This window comes from Planococcus kocurii, assembly GCF_001465835.2.
Taxonomy (GTDB): domain Bacteria; phylum Bacillota; class Bacilli; order Bacillales_A; family Planococcaceae; genus Planococcus; species Planococcus kocurii.
Window position 1 is genome coordinate 2,417,185 of the sequence record NZ_CP013661.2, and the last position, 20,624, is coordinate 2,437,808.

Annotated in this window: 20 protein-coding genes and 1 riboswitch; all 20 genes read left to right on the top strand. The window is 43.5% G+C overall.

Annotated features, from left to right (window positions below; all coding sequences use genetic code 11):
• The first annotated feature begins 433 nt into the window (after positions 1 to 433).
• The 20 genes from AUO94_RS11910 to AUO94_RS12005 all read left to right on the top strand — a co-directional run bounded on the left by AUO94_RS11910 (position 434) and on the right by AUO94_RS12005 (position 20,618).
• Positions 434 to 931 (top strand): antibiotic biosynthesis monooxygenase family protein, encoded by a 498-nt coding sequence (locus tag AUO94_RS11910; protein WP_058384422.1) that lies wholly within the window; start codon positions 434 to 436, stop codon positions 929 to 931.
• A 139-nt stretch (positions 932 to 1,070) separates the two neighbouring features.
• Positions 1,071 to 2,294: a cation:proton antiporter gene (locus AUO94_RS11915; protein ID WP_058384423.1), complete on the top strand. Its 1,224-nt coding sequence runs from the start codon at positions 1,071 to 1,073 to the stop codon at positions 2,292 to 2,294.
• Positions 2,295 to 2,486: 192 nt separating this feature from the next.
• Positions 2,487 to 2,894 carry a YwiB family protein gene (locus AUO94_RS11920; protein WP_058384424.1) on the top strand — a complete coding sequence of 136 codons (408 nt, stop codon included), beginning with the start codon at positions 2,487 to 2,489 and terminating at the stop codon, positions 2,892 to 2,894.
• The gene (argS, locus tag AUO94_RS11925) at positions 2,894 to 4,555 is read left to right on the top strand and encodes an arginine--tRNA ligase (protein WP_058384425.1); all 1,662 of its coding nucleotides are present in this window, start codon (positions 2,894 to 2,896) and stop codon (positions 4,553 to 4,555) included. Before AUO94_RS11920 ends, argS begins: the two co-directional genes overlap by 1 nt.
• A gap of 44 nt (positions 4,556 to 4,599) precedes the next feature.
• Positions 4,600 to 4,786: riboswitch (cobalamin riboswitch) on the top strand.
• A 174-nt stretch (positions 4,787 to 4,960) separates the two neighbouring features.
• Positions 4,961 to 5,932: an ABC transporter substrate-binding protein gene (locus AUO94_RS11930; RefSeq protein WP_058386842.1), complete on the top strand. Its 972-nt coding sequence runs from the start codon at positions 4,961 to 4,963 to the stop codon at positions 5,930 to 5,932.
• Positions 5,916 to 6,917 (top strand): FecCD family ABC transporter permease, encoded by a 1,002-nt coding sequence (locus tag AUO94_RS11935; RefSeq protein WP_410477389.1) that lies wholly within the window; start codon positions 5,916 to 5,918, stop codon positions 6,915 to 6,917. Before AUO94_RS11930 ends, AUO94_RS11935 begins: the two co-directional genes overlap by 17 nt.
• A gap of 2 nt (positions 6,918 to 6,919) precedes the next feature.
• The gene (locus tag AUO94_RS11940; protein WP_058384426.1) at positions 6,920 to 8,383 is read left to right on the top strand and encodes an adenosylcobinamide amidohydrolase; all 1,464 of its coding nucleotides are present in this window, start codon (positions 6,920 to 6,922) and stop codon (positions 8,381 to 8,383) included.
• Positions 8,383 to 9,336: an adenosylcobinamide-phosphate synthase CbiB gene (cbiB, locus tag AUO94_RS11945; protein ID WP_058386844.1), complete on the top strand. Its 954-nt coding sequence runs from the start codon at positions 8,383 to 8,385 to the stop codon at positions 9,334 to 9,336. The genes AUO94_RS11940 and cbiB overlap by 1 nt, the downstream gene beginning before the upstream one ends.
• A complete protein-coding gene (locus tag AUO94_RS11950) occupies positions 9,323 to 10,402 on the top strand; it encodes a pyridoxal phosphate-dependent aminotransferase (protein WP_058384427.1) in 1,080 nt (359 codons plus the stop codon). Before cbiB ends, AUO94_RS11950 begins: the two co-directional genes overlap by 14 nt.
• Positions 10,384 to 10,932 (top strand): bifunctional adenosylcobinamide kinase/adenosylcobinamide-phosphate guanylyltransferase, encoded by a 549-nt coding sequence (locus AUO94_RS11955; RefSeq protein WP_058384428.1) that lies wholly within the window; start codon positions 10,384 to 10,386, stop codon positions 10,930 to 10,932. Before AUO94_RS11950 ends, AUO94_RS11955 begins: the two co-directional genes overlap by 19 nt.
• 4 nt (positions 10,933 to 10,936) lie before the next feature.
• Complete coding sequence (locus AUO94_RS11960) at positions 10,937 to 12,394, top strand: cobyric acid synthase (protein ID WP_058384429.1); 1,458 nt, start codon at positions 10,937 to 10,939, stop codon at positions 12,392 to 12,394.
• A 56-nt stretch (positions 12,395 to 12,450) separates the two neighbouring features.
• Entirely contained in the window at positions 12,451 to 13,161 is a 711-nt protein-coding gene (gene cobS / locus AUO94_RS11965; protein ID WP_237150113.1) for an adenosylcobinamide-GDP ribazoletransferase, read from the top strand.
• Positions 13,134 to 13,718 carry a histidine phosphatase family protein gene (locus AUO94_RS11970; RefSeq protein WP_058384431.1) on the top strand — a complete coding sequence of 195 codons (585 nt, stop codon included), beginning with the start codon at positions 13,134 to 13,136 and terminating at the stop codon, positions 13,716 to 13,718. The genes cobS and AUO94_RS11970 overlap by 28 nt, the downstream gene beginning before the upstream one ends.
• Complete coding sequence (locus AUO94_RS11975) at positions 13,670 to 14,098, top strand: bifunctional adenosylcobinamide kinase/adenosylcobinamide-phosphate guanylyltransferase (RefSeq protein ID WP_058384432.1); 429 nt, start codon at positions 13,670 to 13,672, stop codon at positions 14,096 to 14,098. The genes AUO94_RS11970 and AUO94_RS11975 overlap by 49 nt, the downstream gene beginning before the upstream one ends.
• Positions 14,070 to 14,660: a cob(I)yrinic acid a,c-diamide adenosyltransferase gene (locus AUO94_RS11980; protein WP_058384433.1), complete on the top strand. Its 591-nt coding sequence runs from the start codon at positions 14,070 to 14,072 to the stop codon at positions 14,658 to 14,660. The genes AUO94_RS11975 and AUO94_RS11980 overlap by 29 nt, the downstream gene beginning before the upstream one ends.
• Position 14,661: 1 nt before the next feature.
• Positions 14,662 to 15,156 carry an ECF transporter S component gene (locus AUO94_RS11985; protein ID WP_058384434.1) on the top strand — a complete coding sequence of 165 codons (495 nt, stop codon included), beginning with the start codon at positions 14,662 to 14,664 and terminating at the stop codon, positions 15,154 to 15,156.
• Complete coding sequence (locus tag AUO94_RS11990) at positions 15,134 to 15,811, top strand: hypothetical protein (protein WP_058384435.1); 678 nt, start codon at positions 15,134 to 15,136, stop codon at positions 15,809 to 15,811. Before AUO94_RS11985 ends, AUO94_RS11990 begins: the two co-directional genes overlap by 23 nt.
• A 274-nt stretch (positions 15,812 to 16,085) precedes the next feature.
• The gene (locus AUO94_RS11995; protein WP_058384436.1) at positions 16,086 to 18,221 is read left to right on the top strand and encodes a (Fe-S)-binding protein; all 2,136 of its coding nucleotides are present in this window, start codon (positions 16,086 to 16,088) and stop codon (positions 18,219 to 18,221) included.
• 349 nt (positions 18,222 to 18,570) lie between these two features.
• Positions 18,571 to 19,764, top strand: a complete 1,194-nt coding sequence (locus AUO94_RS12000) for an acetyl-CoA C-acetyltransferase (RefSeq protein WP_058384437.1) — start codon at positions 18,571 to 18,573, stop codon at positions 19,762 to 19,764.
• A 2-nt stretch (positions 19,765 to 19,766) separates the two neighbouring features.
• A complete protein-coding gene (locus AUO94_RS12005) occupies positions 19,767 to 20,618 on the top strand; it encodes a 3-hydroxybutyryl-CoA dehydrogenase (RefSeq protein ID WP_058384438.1) in 852 nt (283 codons plus the stop codon).
• Positions 20,619 to 20,624 lie beyond the last annotated feature (6 nt).

A 20,624-nucleotide genomic window follows, 5' to 3' on the forward strand; every position in this document is an offset into this window, starting at 1 on the left:
GCGCACATGTAGCTCTGCCGGGCATAAGACGGATCGACGAAGCGGCGTTCTTTGCCGCACAGTCGAGACGGCTTATGACCCAAAGAGCTGTGCGCTAGAGCTAGCCAAAAAGAAAAGCGCAAGCGGCTGTTCAGTCCCGACAGGCTTAAGACAGAACACGCAGGAAATCTTGATTTCCGCAGTGGGCTGACTTAAGACCCCGAGGGACTAGCCGCTAGAGCTAGCCAAAAAGAAAAGCGCAAGCGGCCGTGTAGATTCGACGGGCGTAAGACGCGCTAGCGAAGCGGCGTTTTTTCAGCCAATTAAATAGACCGTCAAACCCGTCTGGAATGTTTCTAGGCGGGTTTTCTTATGGTGGAAAGAGCCTAAATTAGAAAACTTCTCTCGAAAACGGTAAAATGAAAAAAAGAATCCAGTAGAAGAGGTGCGTAGCATGAAATTGTATAAATGGACGGGGCCACAAGATCAAGTCGAACAAATTAAGGCAGACCAACCAAATGCGAACATGACCCAGTTACAGAATGAGAAAGAAGCTGTTGTGCTTTACGAGGCAGGAGACGGGACAACTTTACGCAACGCAGAAGCGTATGAAGTGTTAAACGCTGTGGGCCATATTGAGGACGGCGGCTACGCGGTTTTTAACAATATTCCGGTAACAGATGAAGGTCGCGATCTTTTTGAATCGCGTTTTCAAAACAGAGCTGGAATGGTAGAAAAAGAACCTGGCTTTGCAGCAATACGTGTACTGCGTCCGCTCTATTCGGATACTTATACTATTTTAACTTTATGGAAAGACGAGAAATCGTTTAAAGATTGGCAAGAGTCACAAGCATATGGTCATGCACATGCAAAACGTGGTACAAAAGAAGGGATAGACAAACGACCAAATATTTTTCCGCGACCTTCTTTTGTCACTACCTATACGAAGTAACATTAAAATAAGGCAGACGGAGAAAACGAATTGTTTTCCCGTCTGTTTTTGGTTCCAGAAATAGTGGACGCTACGTTTAGTAAAATCCAATAAGAGATATAGATGAAGAAAGCAATAAATAAAGAAAGGACAGTGACTTATGCATGAGTTTGATGAGGTATTCATCCAAATCTTGGTGTTATTGGCCATTGCGATTACAGTTGTCGGGATTGCCAGAAAAATCAAGCAACCAGACACCATTGCATTAGTTCTGGTAGGTCTTTTGCTGGGAACGACTAGCTTACCATTTCCATTCATTGACATGGCCGAAGAATTTATTACACAATCGGAAGTTTTCCAAGTGATCATCATTTCTTTGTTTTTACCTATCCTGCTTGGTGATGCTACGTTAAAGCTTCCTTTTCATCATTTATACAAACGAAGAAAGACCGTATTAGGCCTTGCTTTAGGTGGAACATTTATATCGTTTGTTGTGATCGGGTTTTTAACTCATTTTTTACTAGGTCTTCCTTTAGCGGTCGCTTTTACGTTTGCGGCATTGATGAGCGCAACCGATCCAATAAGTGTCTTATCCATCTTTAAATCTGCAGGGGTTTCAGAAAAGCTTTCCACAATTATGGAAGGCGAATCTCTTTTTAATGACGGAATTGCGATCGTCTTATTTCAAATCGCGTCTGTTTATTTACTGACTTATATTGATATGGGCTGGGCAGGCTTAGGCAGTGGTGTGTTGCTATTTCTTCGTTTTGCTGTAGGAGGCATATTGGTTGGTGTCATTCTGGGGTACCTCTTTTCACAAGTTATTCGCTTTTATGACGATTATCCTTTTGAAATTGCCATCTCTGCATTATTGTTTTTCGGGAGTTATTTTATCGCAGAGCATATACACGTGTCTGGAATCATCGCTGTAGTAGCAGGAGGGTTTGTTTTTAATGATTACGGCGGTAAAATCGGGATGTCAGAGTTAACGAAAAATGCGATTAATACATTTTGGGACGTCATCACACTTATTGCGAATTCGTTAATTTTTTTGATTGTCGGATTGGAAATTCGCAATATCGATTTTTCTGGCCAATGGTTGATCATCTTATTGGCCATTGTCATCGTTTTAGTGGCGAGAGTTGTTGCTCTGTTTTTCAGTACAATGCCGGCTAAAGACTTAAATCGTAAAGAGCGGATTTTATTGAACTGGGGCGGGTTAAAAGGCAGCTTATCGATTGCCTTAGCATTAAGTCTTCCGGCAAGTTTCGACGGACGTGAAACGATTTTAATCTTAACGTTTGCGGTCGTCCTGTTTTCTTTAGTCATTCAAGGCTTAACCATCAAACCATTGATTAAACTGCTAGGACTTCAGTCAAGATAAACCCAATCATACAAATGAAAATAAACCGCCCCTAAAATAAAAGGGTCGGTTTTTGCTATAAATTTATCGAATTTCTCCATTCGCAACGTCCCGGTAAAAAGAACTGGCGCAAACAATAGGTGCTGTATTGAAAAAGCCGAGTGAATCGGGCTATAATGAGAAGGTTATTATTTGACGGGGAGGCGGAGAGACATGCAAAAGACAGTACAAATAAAACTGACAACGACGATCCGTCAGCCGGAAATGGAAGAACAAGTAATGGTATTGGAATCTCGAGGGACATTAACGGAGAAAAACCAGCTGCGCTATTTGCAGTATGCCGAGCAGCAAGATGACCTTGAAATTCGGACGATGGTTAAACTTCAAGAAAATGAAGCGGTGATTATGAGAAGCGGCGGCTTGCAGATGCGGCTCCCTTTTTTATTACATAAAGAACAAACCGGCAATCTGACAAATGAACAAGGATCGTTTATGTTGACGACGAAAGCGCATGAACTGTTGATCAGTGATACACGATTCAAGGTCCGATACGATATGGCATTAGGGTCAGAACATGTCGGTGAATACGAAATGGAAATACAATTTATGGAGGCTAAATAATGAATGCAGTAGAACAAGTTCAACACGCCATTAAAACAGCATTTGCGGAAGCAATCGAAAAAGCAGAGTTAACAACAGAATCAGTTGAAGTACAGTTGGAATCACCGAGAGATAAAACAAATGGCGATTATGCAACGAATATTGCGATGCAATTAACACGTTTGGCGAAAAAGCCACCTCGTGCAATTGCCGAAGCGATTGTAGCAAATCTTGATAAAGATGCAGCGAACATCCAAACAGTAGATATTGCTGGACCCGGATTTATCAACATTACAATCAAAAAAGATTATTTGCAGGACGTTGTCAAAACGGTACTAGAGCAAAAAGTAGATTACGGGCGTTCAACGGCAGGCGGCAATGAGCGCATCCAAGTCGAGTTTGTTTCGGCTAATCCAACTGGAGACCTGCATTTAGGGCATGCGCGTGGCTCGTCAGTCGGCGATTCGCTATGCAACATTCTAGACTTGGCTGGATATGATGTATCTCGTGAATATTATATTAACGATGCCGGTAACCAAATTAACAATTTGGCTTTATCGATCGAAGCGCGTTATTTTGAAGCACTTGGCAAAGGCGACAGCATGCCAGAAGATGGCTACCGTGGCCAAGATATTAAAGACATCGCAGAAGCGCTGGTTCAAGAACATGGCGATAAATTTGTTAGCATGACGCATGAAGAGCGTTTTGAAACATTCCGTCAACACGGGTTAAAAGTGGAATTAGCTAAACTGCAACAAGATTTAGCAAACTTCCGCGTTGAGTTTGATGAATGGTACCCAGAATCATCCTTATACAAAAACGGTAAAATCGATGAAGCATTAGCTAAGCTCCGTGCAAATGGTCATGTCTTTGAAGAAGAAGGCGCTACATGGTTCCGGTCAACAACATTTGGAGATGACAAAGATCGTGTCTTAATTAAAAATGATGGCACGTATACGTATTTAATGCCGGATATTGCCTACCATGAAGATAAATTGCAACGCGGTTTTGGCAAGCTGATCAACGTTTGGGGTGCTGACCATCACGGTTATATTCCACGGATGAAAGCAGCGATCGAAGCGCTTGGTTATGACCGTGATACACTTGAAGTGAGCATTATTCAAATGGTGCAATTGTACAAAGACGGCGAAAAAATGAAGATGAGTAAACGTACAGGAAAAGCGGTAACGATGCGCGAACTAGTCGAACTAGTTGGACTAGATGCCGTTCGTTATTTCTTCGCGATGCGTTCAGGCGATTCGCATATGGACTTTGATTTGGATTTGGCCGTTTCACAGTCCAACGAAAACCCGGTTTATTACTCGCAATATGCGCATGCTCGTATTAGCTCAATCTTGCGTCAAGCAGAAGAACAAGGTTTACTAGCTTCAGAAGAGCATTTAAACTTGTTGACTTCTGAAAAAGAAATTGATGTTTTGAAAAAAATTGGGGATTTCCCACAAGTCATCGCAGATGCAGCGAAACAACGTGCACCTCACCGTATTACAACGTACATTCAAGAATTGGCGTCAAATTTCCATAGTTTCTACAATGCCAATAAAGTATTAGATGCAGCAAACGCCGAAATGACAAGTGCTCGTTTGGCATTGATCACGGCTGTGAAAACAACGTTAGCGAATGCACTCAAAACAGTCGGCGTCGAAGCTCCTGAAAAAATGTAAGCGAAAGCTAAACGGTTACGTGTATAATGAAACAGAATTAGAACTTAATAGCGATTCATAAAGGTGCTTATGTCTAAGAACATGAGTTAAAAGGGAAGCCGGTTCAACTCCGGCGCGGTCCCGCCACTGTATGTGAGAGGAATTTGCAATATGCCACTGAAGCAATGCTTTGGGAAGGTGCAAACACCAATGATCACAAGCCAGGAGACCTGCCTTTATGACAACACACCCATATGCCTGCGAGGAAAGGCTGGATGCGCATGCTTTTTTATGGCGTCCTTTCAATCCCTCGCAGAACTTTGCGGGGGATTTTGTTTTGTGTCAGTTTTAAGTAGTCCACAAATCAGCGTCCGCCTGCAGCGATTTTTTATAACAAAAACACGACACTCTAGGGGGATTTTAATGATGAACAAGTTTTGGGAGTTTGGAGCAACAGCGGGATTAGCAGCCGTTTTACTAGCAGGATGTGGAGATGCGGCAACACCTGAAGAGGATGTCGAAACACCAGCAGAACCACCGGCAGAAGTAGCGGAAGTTGAATATCCGGTAACCATTACAGATGCAGTCGGAGATGAAATTGTTATTGAAGAAGAGCCAGAAGCTATTGTCTCAATGATTCCATCGAATACAGAAATTGCTTATGAATTAGGATTAGGTGAAAAAATGGTCGGCGTATCCGATTATGATAACTACCCAGAAGAAACAACGGATGTTGAAAAAATTGGGGGACAAGAATTTAATGTAGAAAAAATTATTAGCCTTCAGCCAGACTTAGTACTTGCACACGAATCGGGACTAGGTGTTGGAGATGCTGGATTGCAACAATTACGTGATGCAGGCCTTGACGTATTCGTCGTTCAAAATGCGGCTAGTTTTGAAGAAGTTTACGATTCAATTACAGAAATTGCACAAGCGACAGGAACGATGGAAGCAGCAGAAAAACTAGTTTCAGAAATGGAAGTCCAAGTGGCTGAAATCGAAGAACTGGCAGCAACAATTGAAGAACCCAAAACGGTCTTTTTAGAAGTCGGCAGCCAACCGGACATTTACACAACGGGAAGCGGCACATTCATGGATGAAATGTTGACATTGATTAATGCGGAAAACGTTGCTGGCGAATTAGAAGGATGGGTTATTATGGACCCAGAAGCAATCGTTGCAGCAAATCCGGATGTTATGATCACGACAGAAGGCGATTATGTTGAAGATGCAGTCGGTCAAATTAAAAAACGTGGCGGCTTTGCAGAAGTAACAGCTGTTAAAGAAGATGCCATCTACAGCTTAAATTCGGATATGCTCACTCGTTCAGGACCACGTTTAACTGCAGGACTAATGGAAATGGCACAGGCAGTTTATCCTGATGTTTTCAATGAGTAAACATCTAGTAGCATACAGCGTCTCTCTGCTGATTTTAGTAGGAGCCGTATTGCTCGGGGTGACCGTTGGAACGGTTTCTATTTCACCAGTTGTGCTGTGGAATCCGTCATCAGATGAAGCGGCGGCCAATATTTTATGGAATATTCGCATGCCTCGCGTAATTTTGGCAGGGCTTGTTGGAGCAGCGCTAGCGATTGCGGGTGCTGCGTTCCAAGGGCTTTTAAAAAATCCATTGGCCGATCCTTACACCCTGGGAGTGTCTTCCGGTGCCTCAGTCGGCGCTGTGACGACGCTCTTTTTTGGCATTTCGATACCGTTTTTAGGACCCTTCACCTTACCGGTTATGAGCATGATCGGAGCATTGCTGACGATGTTTGCCGTTATGAGCTTTGCAAAACTGGTGGATCGCTCGATGAAAATGGAAACGGTCATTTTAACTGGAATTATCTTTAGTTCATTTCTTGGATCAATTATTTCTTTAATGATTGCTTTAACAGGAGAAGAGTTACGGCAAATTATCGGGTGGCTGCTCGGCAGTGTGTCTATGCGTGGTTGGCCATATGTTCGAATGGCGTTGCCGTTTGTGTTAATCGGTTCTTTCATATTATGGCTAAAGCGTCGTGAATTAAATGCGATGCTGTTTGGTGAAGAACGCGCGCAGCACTTAGGCGTAGATGTCAAAAAGAGCAAAATGACGATTTTGATTGGGGGATCGGTACTAACAGGAGCGGCTGTTTCGGTTTCTGGAACGATCGGTTTTGTCGGATTGGTCGTTCCGCATATGACCCGTTTATTATGGGGATCGGATCATCGCCACGTTTTGCCTTTGTCGTTTATTAATGGAGCCGCTCTTTTGATCGTTTGTGATTTGGTATCACGAACGATTATCTCACCAACAGAATTGCCAATTGGTGTTATTACGGCGTTTATCGGCGCACCGGTATTTGCCTTTATCTTTTTCCGGCAGCGCAAAGGAGGGGCTTAACAATGCTTGAAATAAATGGTCTAACAGGTGGCTACGGCGATAAAAATATCGTAAAAGACGTATCTTTTACTGTGAAGAAAGGCTCTATTCTAGGTATTTTAGGGCCAAATGGTAGCGGCAAATCGACCTTAATGAAATTAATTAGTGGTGTATTACCAGCTGAAAGCGGCGAAGTTCGAATCGAAGGTATGTCGGTTGCAGATTTTCCAGCTAAAGAACTAGCGAAAAAAATGGCGGTATTGCCTCAATTGCATACACACGCCTTTTCCCATACAGTTCGAGAAACGGTCTCGCTTGGCAGGTATCCGCATCAAGGGGGCTGGTTTTCATCATGGTCTGAAGAAGATGAGCGGACCGTTGTAGAAGCCATGCGCTTGATGGACATTAGCCATTATGAAAAAACGCAAATTGACCGGATGTCTGGTGGCGAACAACAGCGTGTTTTCGTCGCACAAGCATTAGCGCAAGATGCGGGCATTTTACTATTAGATGAACCAACGAACCACTTAGATATTAACCATCAAAAGGAATTGCTCGATACCATTAAAAAGCAAGCTATTGAAAAAGAGTTAACCATTGTTTCGATTTTTCACGATATCAATTTGGCGTCTATGTATTGCGATCAATTATTGTTGCTTGACCGGGGTCAAGTTGTTCGAATGGGTGAACCACATGAAGTGGTTCGCGAACAGGATATTGAACGGGTCTATAAGACGCGAGTTAGCAATCACCCACATCCTGAATTACCAAAGCCGCAAATCACTTTATTGCCAGGAGTTAAGAATGCTTCAGCCATCTTCAAAATTCGGGCAGAAGAATTTCAGATTTCTAAAGACATGGTGCTATACAAAAGCCCCATTCCGTTAAAAACGGTTTCCTCAGCAGTCGTCAATGCAGGCTCCGGATGGTTCCGGAATTTTATGAACCGCCATGTGGATGCGTTTTATAATGTAGATGACAGTGTTCACGAAATGACGGAGTATATTGCGGGAAATGGCTTGAAGACGACGGATACAGTAGGAATGATGACAGCGGTTCAAACGCAAGATGCCATTGTTAAAGAATATGCAGGTCCTTTTGGTTCGGTCGTTATTGCGGTAACTGCAGGCGTTGGAAACGGTGTGGATGTCTCAAAAGCAGTAGAACGTACGCTACGCGTTGGTACCATCAACACATGGATACTAGTTAATGGAGTTTTGTCGGATGAAGCATTTATCCAAGCAATGATTACGGCGACTGAAGCCAAAACGAAAGCACTTCAACAAGAGCAAGTTAAAGATCCGCTGACTGGCACAATTGCAACCGGAACATCGACTGATAGTTGTTTGGTTGCGGCAACGCAACAAGGGGAACAATTGCCTTATGCAGGACCAATTACCGAGCTTGGAAAATTAATCGGTGTTGGCGTTTTTGAGTGTACTGTCGAAGCGCTCAAATTATATGAACTAGCGAAAGCGAAAAATTGATAATGGCACATATTATCGCTATAGCGCTAGGTTTAACCATCGATCGTATCGTTGGAGATCCGCCAAATTGGCCGCATCCGGTTCGCTGGATCGGCACAGCAATAAGCACATTAACGCGTCGCTGGAACAAGGGGGCAAACGCCTACCGAAACGGCTTTTTGTTAGTAGGAACTATTGCCTTGACCGTGTTCTTGATTGTTTATCTAGTTGTCGCACTGGCGTACTCGTTGAATCTTTTTGTAGGAATTGTCTTAGAAGCTTTACTGATTGCTTCTGGACTTGCCCAGAAGAGCTTAAAAGACGCAGCGATGGATGTTTACACGCCGCTGATCGATAAAGATATGGTGTTGGCACGTGAAAAATTATCTTGGATTGTCGGCAGAGATACAGCTGGCTTGAATGAAAGTGAAATAACGCGAGGCGTTGTTGAAACGGTTTCTGAAAATACGAGCGACGGTGTGACCGCGCCATTATTCTGGGCATTTTTGCTTGGGGCACCTGGAATATGGTTGTATAAAGCGGTCAATACGCTGGATTCAATGGTCGGTTACCATAATGAGGAATTTGAGAAGTTTGGCTTTGCTTCAGCAAAAACCGATGATGTGCTGAATTTCATTCCGAGTCGGTTAACCGGCTTTTTGATTTTAATCATGACAGAAAACAAACAGGCACTGTCCTTACATCAGCGTTTTGCGAAATGGCTACAAGATGCACCCAAGCATCCAAGTCCAAACAGTGGTTGGTTAGAAGCGGCTACAGCGGTGCAACTGGGCATTGAGCTCGGTGGTGTAAATCGTTATCGTGGAGTCGAGACTTACCGTGCACGAATGGGAATCCCGATTTATCCATTAGAAGCACGACATATTCATGACACTGTTGGACACATGCAACGAGTCACCATTGGATTTTTCATTTTATTTGTTTTAGGAGGGGTCTTGCTTGGTATTGCCTAATCACGGAGCTAATCCACTACATCTGTATAAACAAGCTGGAATCACTCCCCCCGAGCAAATTGTGGATTTCAGCGAAAACGTTCATCCGTTCGGTCCACCTGCATTCTTGGCAGAACAGTGGCCCAAAATGCTAGAACGGGTCGGAACTTATCCCGATCCACAAGGAGAACCGTTTCGCACAGCAGCAGCAAAATTTCATCAAGTAAAAGTAGACCAACTGGCTATAGGGAACGGTGCAGCTGAGATTTTCACTTGGTTAGCTAGAAGATATCGCAATCAACAAGTTGTATTAATCGAACCGGCATTTTCTGAATACCGCCAAACGCTAGAATCGGAAAACGTTCAGATCAGAGTGATTCAGCTGGGACCAGAAAATGGCTGGAAATTGACGTTGGAAAAACTTCAACCCGCCATTGTAGGCTGCACGGCGCTGTACATTTGCAACCCACAGAATCCTACAGGTATTTTGTTAGACCTCGACACACTTAAAAAAATAGCGCAAGCTTGTTTAAATCAAAACTGCGAACTGGTACTTGATGAAGCCTTTATCGATTTTATTGGCGAACAAGTTTCTTTTATGCCGTTTTTACAGGAATTTCCGAATGTTATCATTGTTCGTTCGATGACCAAAATGTATGCAATTCCTGGGTTGCGACTGGGCTATGCGGTTAGTCAAACTGAAACAATCGATCAATTAAAGCAAGGAGCGGCACATTGGAATGTTAATGCCTTGTCCGCTGCGATTGGAGCAGATTGTCTGAAAGCAGCCAGTTATCGCCTCAAGGTGATTGGAGCCGCTTCAGCAGAACGACAGAAGATGCAGCAGTTTTTTAGTAGAAATCATTGTCGAACAACTGATTCTGCCGCTAATTTTTTGTCGTTTCAGTTGCCAGACCCGTATGATTCTCAAGCGTTTTTCGTAGAACTATTAAAAAAAGGAATGGTCCTTAGACACACGGAATCGTTCCGAGGAATGGATGGCAAGTGGTTCCGGATCGGCATGAAGTCAACGGAAAATATGGAGAAACTTCGGGAGGCGATTGCAGCATGGCTCGAGGTCAATTAGTTTTTATCAGTGGTGGAGTTCGTAGTGGCAAAAGCGCTTATGCAGAAATGCTTGTACGTGATACTGGCAAGAGCCGGAGGATTTATTTGGCTAGCGGTCAAGCTTATGATGAAGAGATGATAGAGCGCATTGAACGTCATCGAAAAGATCGGCAGGAAGATGGCTGGCTAACTATTGAGCAAGCCTACAGTATGGCAAATGTGTTACAAGAGCTTGAACCGGACGATTTAGTGCTATGGGACTGTGTAACAACGTGGCTTGCCAATGAACTTTATGAAGGTTGGGAAACGGGCAATATGTGTGCTGACATTGAAGACTGCATGGAGCAGAAATGGGGTAAGTTACAAGAGACGATTCTGGAAATGTTGAATACAGTCCATTCGTTGACAATTGTCTCAAATGAAGTATTAGACGACTTTGTGCGAGATCGACTGTACCAAAGCTGGCTTGGGCGTATTCATATTTGGCTCGTTCAGCAAGCTGATCAGGCACTCGAAATGGAAAATGGGTTGTCATTTAGAAGGAAGTGAAAAAATGCGTGGAATAATGATTCAAGGAACTTCATCAGATGTCGGAAAAAGCATGATATGTACAGCTTTTTGTCGAATTTTTTCTGATGAAGGATTCGAAGTAGCTCCTTTTAAATCGCAGAACATGTCGAACAATTCCTACGTCACAATACTTGGCGAAGAGATTGGTCGCGCGCAAGGTGTTCAAGCAGAAGCAGCGCGTGTTTTAGCGACCGTAGACATGAATCCAATCTTACTGAAACCTGAAAGTGGTATGAAATCGCAAGTGATTTTATTTGGTAAAAAACTTGAAACGATGGATGGTATGGATTACCGAGCACAGTTTTACGAAAAAGGATTGAAAGCAATCGATCAAGCACTAGCGAATTTGGCGCAAGACTTTACTCATCTAGTTATTGAAGGAGCTGGCAGTCCAGCTGAAGTCAACTTAAACGACCGCGAGATAGTTAATATGACGGTTGCTAAACGTGCAGATGTTCCGGTAATTTTAGTAGCCGATATCGAACGAGGTGGTGTTTTTGCATCGATTATCGGAACGCTCGCTTTAATACCCGAAAAACAGCGAGTTAAGGGTCTAATCATTAATAAATTCAGAGGCGACGTACAGCTTTTTGAAGAGGGTATCCGTTTTCTTGAATCGTATACAGGCATACCGGTACTCGGAGTTATCCCTCATATGGATCGTCATGAAATCGAGCAAGAAGATTCGCTTGGAGTTCAAGCTGTCCAGCAGATATCCAGAGTTGAACATGCGATTGAACTAGTTGTCTGCAAACATCCTTATATGTCAAACTTCACAGATATTGAACCTTTTCTCAAAGAACCAGATATCACCATTCGTTGGGCTGAAACGGTTGCTGATATTGGACATCCAGATATTTTGCTGTTACCAGGCACGAAAAGCACCATTGCAGATCTGCGCTACTGGAAACAGCAAAAGCTTGGAGCCAAACTGAGTGAACTGTACGGCGACACATGGATTGTCGGTTTGTGCGGAGGCTTTCAACTGTTTGCTGAAACCTTAACAGATTCACAAGGTTACGACGGCACAGCAGTAGAAAATGAAGAAGGATTTAGCTTGATCCCATCTATGCATGTGGAGTTTCAAAAGCAGAAAATGGTTCGACGCCAGAGAGGTACAGTAAAGTTTGAACATGCAGAAGTTGAAGTCGCAGGTTATGAAATTCATCACGGTAAAGTGACAGCATCCGCTTATCCGCTTATGCATTGTGGAGATATTGGAGAGGGTTATTTTCATAATCGGCTACTAGGCACACATCTACATGGGTTTTTTCAGGATCTACACTGCCGTACTGCGTTTCTCGCACCCATTCGAAGGCAGAAAAATCTACCAATACCTTCACCTGAAGTAGTGAAGGATCCTTTTGATCGCTGGGCCGGACATGTTAAAAGTCATCTCGACTGGGAGAAAGTCATAGAAATAATGGAAGCCGATCAATGAGCCGGCAGCTAAGAACAGGCCTTTTATTAGCGCTTCAATTTTTTTCAGTGATCCCGGTGAAAAAACAATTACCAATGGAAAAAATTCATATTACGGCGATGTATGCGATGCTGCCACTAGTAGGCATCCTTTTCGGCAGTGTTCTAGCAGTGTCGGTTTGGTTGTTACGTGATGCGACGGATGTCAGTTCATTGCTAATCGGCTTTGTCGTTGTCGCAATCGGCCTGGTGGTAACCGGAGGATTGCATATGGACGGACTGGCAGATACGGGCGATGCTTATTTTTCTTATCAAGACCGAGAAAAACGCTTAGCTATTATGGCAGATCCGCGGATTGGTGCTTTTGGAACGATGGTGTTACTACTGGCGATTGTTGGAAAAGTGATTGTCGTGGCCGAATCGGTAGACTCTGTTTCTCTAGCAGTGATTTTATTGATTCCTGTTTTTTCAAGAATTGGCATGCTGGCCTTGTTCAGCTCAACCAAGTCAGCAAAACTTGATGGACTTGCAGCATTCTTTCAGCAACGGACAAATCATAAAGTCGTCTGGCTACTGGCGGTTGCATGGCTGGTTTTTAGCTTTGCTGTGACCGTTTGGAGTACGACTAGTTGGATTGCGCTGATTTTGTTGGTGCTGTTACTTGCCTCACTTTGGCTGTACCGCGCTTGGTGCCTAAAGAATTTTGGCGGTGTTACAGGTGATTTGTTCGGCGCTTATGTGGAAGGAGTGGAAATTTTATTATGGATCAGTCTTTTGTTCTTCGTTTAATTCGCCATGCCGCTACACGAGGCAATGAACAAAAACGCTATATCGGTTGGACCGATGAATCCATTTTGCCCTTTAAAGCCACGCCTGACCTGCAGATAAAAAAAGTTGTGGGCAGCGATTTAAAGCGGTGTCGAGAAACTGCTGCTATCCTGTTTCCCAATGCAGTTTACCAGGCAAACAGAAATTTTCGGGAATGTCATTTCGGTCAATGGGAAATGAAAACTTACGATGAGTTGAAAAGTAGTCAATTGTATCGGAACTGGATAGATCACCCTTGGCAGATCAGACCACCAAGTGGTGAAAGTCTCGCTGACATGGCGGAGCGAGTCGAACGAGGTCTGAAGAAACTGCCAGAAGGTAAAGCGATTACGCTCGTTCTTCACGGCGGACCGATTCGTTACTTAATTGCTGAAGCTTTGGGTGACAAATTTCAAAATCAAACTGCGCTGCATGGTGGTTGCCACATGTTAACGTGGCAGAGTCGCCAAGCGTTCGAGGAGCGTGAATTATGCACATCGTTTTCGGTGGAGCCTTTAACGGCAAACGGCAATACGTAAAAGAGCAATTGAAAACCCATAATGTTGACTGGAATGAAGCTCGGTTACCTGAAATAGCAACTCGAGAAACCGTCGTTATTGCAGGTTTAGAAAATTGGGTGAGACAACAACTTGAACAAGGTTTTTCAGAACAGTATATGATAGAACAAGTAAGGAAAATAGCTGGCCAGAAACAACTGTTGCAAATTTGGGTGCTGACAGATTTGAATCGCGGCATCGTGCCGACTGAGCGGATCGAGCGTGAAATGCGCGACGTTCTTGGCCGGTTGTATCAATTTTTATTTCATGAAGCAGAAAGTATTACACGAATTTGGTACGGCATTCCACAAACAATAAAAGGGGCGGATCAAGATGAAAATTTACACAAAAACAGGCGATAAAGGGCAAACTAGTTTAATCGGAGCACGTACGGATAAAGATGCACCACGCGTAGAAGCCTATGGCACTATTGACGAAGTGAATTCGTTTATTGGCAAGGCGATGACGGAATTGGCACCGGAAAAATACGCCGATTTGTTAGAAGACCTAGAAGCGATACAAAACGAATTATTCGATTGCGGCGGAGATTTAGCTGACGTTCGAAAAGAGCCGAATTTTAAGATGACGGAAGTACCCGTTGAAGTTTTAGAAAAACGCATCGATGAACTAATGGAAGAACCGCCACTACTTGAACGCTTCATTTTACCAGGAGGATCACCAGCAGCTGCAACTTTGCATATTGCACGTACGATTACGCGTCGTGCTGAGCGACAAACAGTGACGTTGATGAGATCAGGCGAAGAGTTTCCACTAGTCGTTCAACGTTATTTAAACCGTTTATCGGATTATCTATTTGCGGCATCGCGTGTCGTCAATTCACGTGCAGGTGTGCCAGATAATGAGTATGTTCGTAGCGCTAAAGTCTTTAAAGGCGGCGGACGCGGCAAGAAATCGGCCGAGTGAGATGACAACAAAAAAATTAGCGCTTGCGGCGTTATTTATTAGTTTATCGGCAATCGGCGGGATGATTAAAATTCCGCTTGGCATCACGTCTATTGCGCTCGATTCGATGCCCGCATTAATTGCGGTGCTGTTTTTTACAGCACCTCTGGCAGCTATCATTGCGGCATTTGGTCACTTGATTTCGGCGCTATTTGGCGGTATGCCACTCGGACCATTACACCTGATTATTGCAGTCGAAATGTGGCTTGTTGTTTGGCTGTTCGCAAAACTGCATCAAGCAGGTAGGCATTGGTTGAAATGGCTGGCATTTGTTATCGGCAATGGAGTAGTAGCGGCAGTGCCGTTTTACTTTTTGCTGTCGCCTGCATTTTTTTATGCGTCCGTGCCAGGACTGTTAATTGCTGCTTCTATTAATGCAGCAGTTGCTGCTCTTTTAATGCCGTATGTCCTAAAAGCTAGTGGAGGTTCACACTATGCGTCACGAAATATGGATTGATGACTTTGTCATTACGTCGGACAATGCAGCAGGAATTGGTGAAAAACAGCACGACATCATCTATGCGCCTAATGCCACTACTGCGAAGTTTGCGGCACGCGTCGCGCTACTTGAACAATGGGCTGCAGGTAGCGAACCAGACGCAGTGCTGCTTCATAACTTTAGTGGAGCTGCTGAGTGGAACGATTACGTTACGGGTCTAACTGAACTATTTACTGAAGCAGAAACGCTAGTGCCCTCCATTTCGGGAAGTACAGAAAGCAATATGCCGACGCTGCAATCGGGTATTTCTGTAACAATGATTGGTAAACGAAAAAGAAATTTTATGCCGGCAGATGCTCTTAGGTGGTTTGCTTATGGTGTTCCACTTGTTGGGGAAGACGTGCTGACTAAGGTGGATCAAATTGCGGATCTTGTTCTCCTCAAGACAGCCCTTGAAACAGCCTTGATCGAACGTATTTGGCCAGTCGGTTCAAAAGGAATCGCACAAGAGTTTGAGTTATTGATGGAGCGTCGTGTGGGAATATCCACTGCGCTTAACACAGAAACTTCTGGCGGTCCGGCGACGTGTGTTTTGGTCGGTGTACAGCACAGTAAAGCTGAATACGCTCAGCGTTACTTTGGGGAAAATCTTTTTGAGATAGAGTTTAGATAGAGAAAAGCATCATCCATTCTTTAGGATGATGCTTTTTATTTATAGAGTAGAAAGTCAAGAGAGTTCTGCACCTAGCATTTTTTCAGCGTACATCTAACAAATTTTTCTTATATAAATACAAGTAAACTCTGACAATTTAAAAATTATTCAAAATATAAGTTGACTGAGTGCTCATTCATATTTTAATATAGAACATAGTATCGACAAGCTGCTGTCATTCACGTAAACTTTGAGTAAGTTATTTTTAGAATATACACACAAGGGGGATCTCGCGATGGAACCATTGTTAATTGCAAACTGGATTTTATTCATAGCTGTAACCGCTTACGCAGTTTATCTCTTCATCTATTTATTGAAGTCGAGATATGATTTTATCCAACTCGGTAAAAAAGTCGAGTTTGAAGAAAATTTTAACGAGCGTTTGCGTAAAGTTATGGTCAACGTATTTGGTCAGAAAAAATTATTGAAAGATAAGAAGAGCGGGACCATTCACGTTATGTTCTTCTATGGCTTCTTGTTAGTTCAAGCGAGCGCTATTGATTTTATTATTAAGGGGTTATCGCCAGATTCACATTTACCGCTTGGACCTCTTTACCCAGCGTTTACTTTTTTCCAAGAAATTGTGACGTTAACCATTTTGGTTGCTGTGATTTGGGCGTTTTACCGACGTTATATTGAAAAGCTTGTTCGCTTGAAACGCGGATGGAAATCAGGACTTGTTCTTATTTTCATCGGTGGATTAATGGTAACAGTACTGATCGGTAACGGAATGAACATGATTTGGCACGGCCATGAAGCTGCCTGGACTGAACCAGTTGCTTCTTTAGTCGCGGGCGCATTTGCTTGGTTACCTGAAGCTGCAACCATTTCGATTTTCTACGTGATGTGGTGGGCACATTTGCTATTCCTGCTGACGTTCTTAGTTTATGTACCACAATCAAAACACGCTCACTTAATCTTCGGACCAGTGAATACATGGTTCCACAGAGTAGATCATGTAGGTCGCTTAAAGCCAATCAACTTTGAAGAAATGGAAGACGAAGAAGATCCGGATGCGATGCCATCATTTGGAGTCGGGAAAATCACTGATTTCTCACAAAGCCAAATGATTGATTTCTATGCTTGTGTAGAATGTGGACGCTGTACGAATATGTGTCCAGCGACGGGGACAGGGAAAATGTTGTCGCCGATGGATTTGATTACGAAATTACGTGACAACCTGACAAACACAGGTGCTGTCATGACGCAGAAAAAACCTTGGGTGCCGGCAATGGCATTCAATAATACGCAAGGAAACCAGTTGGCAATGGCTGCGGGCGCTGAAGGCATTACAATCGACGAACTATACAGCCCGAGCTTAATTGGAGACGTTATTACAGAAGAAGAAATTTGGGCGTGTACGACTTGCCGAAACTGTGAAGACCAATGTCCAGTTATGAACGAGCACGTAGACAAAATCATTGATCTTCGCCGTTATTTAGTAATGACAGAAGGAAAAATGAATCCGGATGCGCAGCGCGCGATGACAAACATCGAACGTCAAGGAAATCCTTGGGGTCTTAACCGTAAAGAAAAAGAAAATTGGAGAGATGCACGTCCAGATATTCAAATTCCGACAGTGAAAGAAATGAACAAAGCAGGCGAAGAGTTTGAATTCCTATTCTGGGTTGGCTCGATGGGATCATTCGACAGCCGTTCGCAAAAAATTGCTTTGTCATTTGCTCGATTGATGAACGAAGCAGGCGTGAAATTCGCCATTCTCGGTAACAAAGAGAAAAACTCAGGCGATACACCACGTCGACTTGGTAATGAATTCTTGTTCCAAGAATTAGCGACAGCTAATATTAAAGAGTTCGAAAAAGCGGAGATTAAGAAAATCGTTACAATCGATCCGCACGCTTACAATATCTTTAAAAACGAATACCCGGATTTTGGTTTTAAAGTTGAAGTTTATCACCATACGGAAATGTTGTTTGATCTCGTTCAAGAGGGACGTCTAAAACCACAATTCCCGGTAAACGAACGAATCACATTCCATGATTCTTGTTACCTTGGTCGCTACAACGATGTTTACGATGCACCGCGTGAAATACTGAAAGCGATTGAAGGCGTAGAATTAGTTGAAATGAAACGTAATCGTGAAGACGGCATGTGCTGTGGAGCTGGTGGCGGAATGATGTGGATGGAAGAAGATGTAGGCCACCGTGTTAACGTTGCCCGTACTGAGCAAGCACTTGAAGTTAGCCCGACGATGATTTCTTCTGGCTGCCCGTATTGCTTAACCATGTTATCAGACGGAACAAAAGCGAAAGAAGTCGAAGAACAAGTTGGCACATACGACGTAGCTGAACTATTGGAAATGGCGGTTCTTGGAAACGTGGCACCAGAGCCGGAAGCAATTGTTCAATAACTAGCAGCCTCGTGAAGATTTTCTTGAGTTCTTCTGGTCAAATTAATGAGCCAGCAATAAATAATTGATTAATGACAGAAGATTGAGTAGAATAACAGCATAAGTAATAAAAAAAAGGGAGTAGAATACTCCCTTTTCTTTTCGGTAAAAATCGAGCGAGCGTTCAGTCACTAAATGAACTAAAAATAATTCGAGTGATTTATTTGTCACGAAGCTAGTAGACCCATGCAAGAGCATGGCGTTTGAGTCGTGTAGTTTACACGATATCCGAACACAATATAAGAGGTATTTCTTTTTTTAAAAGAAGTTGAAACCGTTTTCAAGAAAGCACAAAGGGAGGAAAATCATCATGGCAAAAACAGTCATTATCGACGGGGCACGTACGGCATTTGGGAAATTCGGAGGTAACTTGAGTACGCTAACAGCAAGTGACCTTGGAGCAGAAGCCATCAAAGCCGCGATGAGCCGTGCAGCTATTCAACCAGAAGACGTTCAAGAAGTGATCATGGGTAATGTGTTGCAAGCAGGACAAGGCCAAATTCCTTCTCGTCAAGCTGCGACAAAAGCAGGGATTCCATACAACGTAAAATCTGAAACGATCAATAAAGTCTGTGCATCGGGTATGCGCAGTGTCACCTTAGCCGATCAACTTATCCGTTTAGGTGATGAAGAAGTCATTGTTGCAGGTGGCATGGAATCGATGTCCAATGCACCTTATTATTTACCAAAAGCACGCTGGGGTCTTCGTATGGGAGACGCTCAAGTCGTCGACGGCATGGTTCATGACGGTTTGTCATGCTCATTCCACCCAGACCGTGTTCACATGGGAACTTACGGCAACTCAACTGCTGAAGACTTTGACTTGTCTCGTGAAGAGCAAGACGAGTGGTCAGCTCGTTCGCATGAACGTGCGATCAAAGCAAAAGATTTGTTTGCAGAAGAAATTGTGGCAATCGACATTCCGCAACGCAAAGGAGATCCAATTACAGTTGATGTGGATGAAGCTCCGCGCGCCAATTCAACAATTGAAGCATTAGCAAAGCTAAAACCAGCATTCGGTAAAGATGGCACCATTACTGCTGGAAACGCACCTGGAATTAATGACGGAGCGGCGGCACTTGTCTTAATGAGTGAAGAACGAGCACAAAAAGAAGACAAAAAAGTTTTGGCTCACATTCTTTCACATACAGAAGTCGCAATCGAACCACATCGTTTCCCAGAAACTCCTGGAATCGTCATCAACGAGCTATTAAAGAAAACAGGTAAATCGTTAGACGACATCGATTTATTCGAAATTAACGAAGCGTTTGCAGCAGTTGCATTAGCGAGTTCAAAAATTGCTGGGCTTGACGCTGAAAAAGTGAACGTCAATGGGGGGTCTGTAGCACTTGGTCACCCAATTGGTGCAAGTGGTGCACGCATTATTCTGACACTCGCTTACGAATTAAAACGTCGCGGAGGCGGCATCGGTATCGCAGCAATCTGCTCAGGTGGCGGACAAGGCGACGCGATTATGATCAGCGTTCCTAAGGAGGAAAAATAAGCATGTCGATTCAAAACGTAATGGTTATTGGTGCTGGACAAATGGGTTCTGGCATCGCACAAGTGTGTGCACAAGCAGGATTAAATGTGAAGTTAAACGATATGAAACAAGAAGCATATGATAAAGGGATTGCAACAATCACAAAAAACTTATCGCGTAATGTTGAAAAAGGTCGCATGACAGAAAAAGAAAAAATAGCGGTTCTTAGCCGTATTACATCTTCACTAGACTTAAAAGACGCACACGATGTCGATATTGTCATTGAAGCAGCGGTTGAAAACATGGCGATTAAACATAGCATTTTTAAAACACTCAACGAAGTAGCGCCAAAGCACGCAATTCTCGCAACAAATACGTCGTCGTTACCAATCACAGAAATTGCGGCAGTAACCAACCGTCCTGAACAAGTAATTGGCATGCACTTTATGAACCCAGTGCCAATCATGAAGTTGGTGGAAATTATTCGTGGCTTGGCGACATCGGATGAAGTGTATAAAAAAGTGGAAGAAATGACTGTGCAATTGTCAAAAACTCCAGTAGAAGTAAATGATTTCCCAGGGTTTGTCGCCAACCGCATTTTGATGCCGATGATCAATGAAGCAATTTTTACCCTGCAAGAAGGTGTGGCAACAAAAGAAGCCATTGATGACATTATGAAGATGGGCATGAACCATCCAATGGGACCACTCGAATTGGCTGATTTCATTGGACTCGATACATGCCTTTATATTATGGAAGTACTGCATGAAGGATTCGGCGACAGCAAATACCGTCCGAGCCCATTATTGCGCCAATACGTAAAAGCGGGATGGCTTGGTAAGAAAACCGGTCGTGGATTTTACAGCTACGCATAACATTAG

Excerpts from the sequence above, each read along its gene's own strand:
- AUO94_RS11910 (WP_058384422.1), top strand. The coding sequence starts at position 434 with ATGAAATTGTATAAATGGACGGGGCCACAAGATCAAGTCGAACAAATT.
- AUO94_RS11915 (WP_058384423.1), top strand. The coding sequence starts at position 1,071 with ATGCATGAGTTTGATGAGGTATTCATCCAAATCTTGGTGTTATTGGCC.
- AUO94_RS11920 (WP_058384424.1), top strand. The coding sequence starts at position 2,487 with ATGCAAAAGACAGTACAAATAAAACTGACAACGACGATCCGTCAGCCG.
- argS (WP_058384425.1), top strand. The coding sequence starts at position 2,894 with ATGAATGCAGTAGAACAAGTTCAACACGCCATTAAAACAGCATTTGCG.
- AUO94_RS11930 (WP_058386842.1), top strand. The coding sequence starts at position 4,961 with ATGAACAAGTTTTGGGAGTTTGGAGCAACAGCGGGATTAGCAGCCGTT.
- AUO94_RS11935 (WP_410477389.1), top strand. The coding sequence starts at position 5,916 with ATGTTTTCAATGAGTAAACATCTAGTAGCATACAGCGTCTCTCTGCTG.
- AUO94_RS11940 (WP_058384426.1), top strand. The coding sequence starts at position 6,920 with ATGCTTGAAATAAATGGTCTAACAGGTGGCTACGGCGATAAAAATATC.
- AUO94_RS11955 (WP_058384428.1), top strand. The coding sequence starts at position 10,384 with ATGGCTCGAGGTCAATTAGTTTTTATCAGTGGTGGAGTTCGTAGTGGC.
- AUO94_RS11960 (WP_058384429.1), top strand. The coding sequence starts at position 10,937 with ATGCGTGGAATAATGATTCAAGGAACTTCATCAGATGTCGGAAAAAGC.
- AUO94_RS11970 (WP_058384431.1), top strand. The coding sequence starts at position 13,134 with ATGGATCAGTCTTTTGTTCTTCGTTTAATTCGCCATGCCGCTACACGA.
- AUO94_RS11975 (WP_058384432.1), top strand. The coding sequence starts at position 13,670 with ATGCACATCGTTTTCGGTGGAGCCTTTAACGGCAAACGGCAATACGTA.
- AUO94_RS11980 (WP_058384433.1), top strand. The coding sequence starts at position 14,070 with ATGAAAATTTACACAAAAACAGGCGATAAAGGGCAAACTAGTTTAATC.
- AUO94_RS11985 (WP_058384434.1), top strand. The coding sequence starts at position 14,662 with ATGACAACAAAAAAATTAGCGCTTGCGGCGTTATTTATTAGTTTATCG.
- AUO94_RS11990 (WP_058384435.1), top strand. The coding sequence starts at position 15,134 with ATGCGTCACGAAATATGGATTGATGACTTTGTCATTACGTCGGACAAT.
- AUO94_RS11995 (WP_058384436.1), top strand. The coding sequence starts at position 16,086 with ATGGAACCATTGTTAATTGCAAACTGGATTTTATTCATAGCTGTAACC.
- AUO94_RS12000 (WP_058384437.1), top strand. The coding sequence starts at position 18,571 with ATGGCAAAAACAGTCATTATCGACGGGGCACGTACGGCATTTGGGAAA.
- AUO94_RS12005 (WP_058384438.1), top strand. The coding sequence starts at position 19,767 with ATGTCGATTCAAAACGTAATGGTTATTGGTGCTGGACAAATGGGTTCT.